Below are 910 nucleotides of genomic sequence, written 5' to 3'. Positions count from 1 at the left end.
AGTACGATCAAAATCTTCCTCTGTGACATCTGCCGTAGGAGCCAATTTTCCGCCGATCCCCGCAGCGTTGCATGCAAAGTCGATACGACCAAATTGATCGATGGTTGTTTGTATTATCTCTCTGACTTGTTCCTCTGCAGAAACATCTGCTTGAACTGCAATGGCTTCTCCACCCAAATTCTTAATCATTTCTTGTGTCTCCACAATCTTCTCTCTTGTGCGTCCGGCAATAACGACTTTTGCTCCTTTCTTTGCAAAAGCCAATGAAGTTGCTCTTCCTATTCCGGAACCGCCACCTGTAACTAAAGCCACTTTGCCAACAAATGGCTCCATTTGCTCTTCCCCTTTTCTCAATTAAATTTTTTATTTGTATGTGATCAGTAAAGAGACTCATCATATTCACTTCAATTAAAATATTTCCTTTGGGATCGGAGGGGAAAACGTGGATTTTTATTTTTCCTGATGAGTGGAGGACGTGGATGCAGCGATGGGACTATCTTCGTGTAAAGGACCGGGATGAAGTTATGGGGAGCTTAATTACAAAGGTCATCATTCCGTTTTCCTGAATGGCTGCAATCTGTCCTTGGTGCAAATCCACAATCCGTTTGACAATCGCCAGTCCGATCCCGGACCTCTTTTCGGAACGGGAAGGATCACCCGTTACAAACATCTGAAACAGGCGCCCGATTATTTGACGATCTACCTGCCCGGCAGTATTGCTCAATTTTATTACGCCATATCCGTCTTCTTGTTTCGTTACGATGATGAACTTTCCTGGTTTTTTTCCGTACTTCAGGGCATTTTGAATCAGATTGTCAAACATCCTGATCAGCAAAAACGGATCTGCCTGCGCCTGTAACGGATCATTACAGATGATTCTTTCTACATCCATTTCATTCAACGCTAACAT

2 protein-coding genes are annotated in these 910 nt (G+C 43.4%); both read right to left on the bottom strand.

Annotated features, from left to right (window positions below):
* A partial coding sequence (locus I8U17_RS18100; RefSeq protein WP_198060002.1) for an SDR family NAD(P)-dependent oxidoreductase occupies positions 1 to 333 on the bottom strand: 333 nt, incomplete at its 3' end.
* A gap of 160 nt (positions 334 to 493) precedes the next feature.
* Positions 494 to 910 (bottom strand): sensor histidine kinase (locus tag I8U17_RS18095; RefSeq protein ID WP_198060001.1); only part of this gene is annotated, 417 nt, incomplete at its 5' end.

Source organism: Thermoactinomyces sp. CICC 10521 (genome assembly GCF_016055135.1).
Classification (GTDB): Bacteria; Bacillota; Bacilli; order Thermoactinomycetales; family Thermoactinomycetaceae; genus Thermoactinomyces_A; species Thermoactinomyces_A daqus.
Note: the sequence above shows the minus strand (reverse complement) of the source record. Positions and strands in the feature narration are given on the sequence as shown.